The organism is Stenotrophomonas sp. Steno-Z10-BAI, assembly GCF_056393115.1.
This window is the reverse complement of sequence record NZ_JBWJOZ010000020.1, coordinates 1-1,234: the sequence shown is the minus strand read 5'-3', so window position 1 is coordinate 1,234 and position 1,234 is coordinate 1. Positions and strand designations below refer to the sequence as shown.

The following is a 1,234-nucleotide window of genomic DNA, read 5'->3' as shown; positions in this document are numbered from 1 at the left end:
TGAATCGCCCAGGGTTCCGTAGACACCTCGCAGCCATAAACTATGGCTTAGGCGGAGGTGGTTATGAGCACGAAGCGGTACACCGATGAGTTCAAGATCGAGGCGGTACGGCAGATTGTTGAGTACGGCCGTCCGGTAGCGGAGGTTGCCGAGCGACTGGGCGTGTCGATCCACAGTCTTTACGGCTGGAAGCGGCAACAAGGCAAAGGCGATGTTGGCCGGCGTGTCGAGCAGGACCAGAACGCGGAAGTGCGCCGCCTCAAGGCTGAGCTACGCAGGGTCACTGAAGAGCGAGACATCCTAAAAAAAGCCGCCGCGTACTTTGCAAAGGGGTAAGAGCAAAGTACGCCTTCATGAAGCAACACGCAGATGAGTTCGGCCTCGCGGCGATGTGTCGGATGCTTGGCGTCCATCGCAGTGGCTACTACGCCTGGCTAAAAGAGCCGGCAAGCGCTCGCGACAAGGACGATCAGCGATTGCTCGGCCTAATCAAGCACAGCTGGCTGGAAAGCGGCTCTGTGTATGGCCACCGCAAAGTGACCACAGATCTGCGCGAGCTTGGCGAGACGTGTAGTCGTCATCGCGTGGCACGCTTGATGAAGAGCGAGGGGCTGCGGGCAATGGTCGGCTACGGTCGGCGACCACGCCCATTGAGCGGCCCTGTTGGATCAGTCGCCAAGAACGTTCTGGCTCGCGGCTTCAAAGTCAATGAGCCAAATCGCGCGTGGGTCACGGACATCACCTACATCCGCACGTACGACGGCTTCCTGTACTTGGCGGTAGTGCTTGATCTGTTTTCGCGTCAGGTCGTTGGATGGGCAACCCGACCAACTCAACATACGGACCTGGTTTTGCAGGCGCTATTGGCCGCAGTGTGGCGGCGCAAGCCAAGCCCCGGGCTTCTGCTTCACTCCGACCAGGGAACCCAGTTCACCAGCGAAGACTGGCAGAGCTTCCTGCGCGAGCACGACATCGTGTGCAGCATGAGTCGACGAGGAAACTGCCATGACAACGCAGCGATGGAGAGCTTCTTCCAGCTACTGAAGCGGGAGCGTATTAAGCGGAGGATCTACAGCAATCACGACGAGGCACGGGCCGACGTCTTCCAGTACATCGAGATGTTCTACAACCCAAAACGGCGGCACAGTTCCAACGACGGGCTGTCCCCGGTAGAGTTCGAGAAGCAGTACGCACTAAACGGCTGACGACTGTCTACAAAACCCTGGGCGATTCA

General features: G+C 58.6%; 1 protein-coding gene. It reads left to right on the top strand.

Annotated elements, in window-relative coordinates; genetic code table 11:
• The first annotated feature begins 63 nt into the window (after window positions 1–63).
• A protein-coding gene (locus tag AC06E9_RS19695) for an IS3-like element ISStma9 family transposase (protein WP_087986239.1) occupies window positions 64–1,205 on the top strand; the annotation gives its coding sequence in 2 pieces (ribosomal slippage) (window positions 64–301 and window positions 301–1,205; 1,143 coding nt in all).
• The last annotated feature ends 29 nt before the right edge of the window (window positions 1,206–1,234 follow it).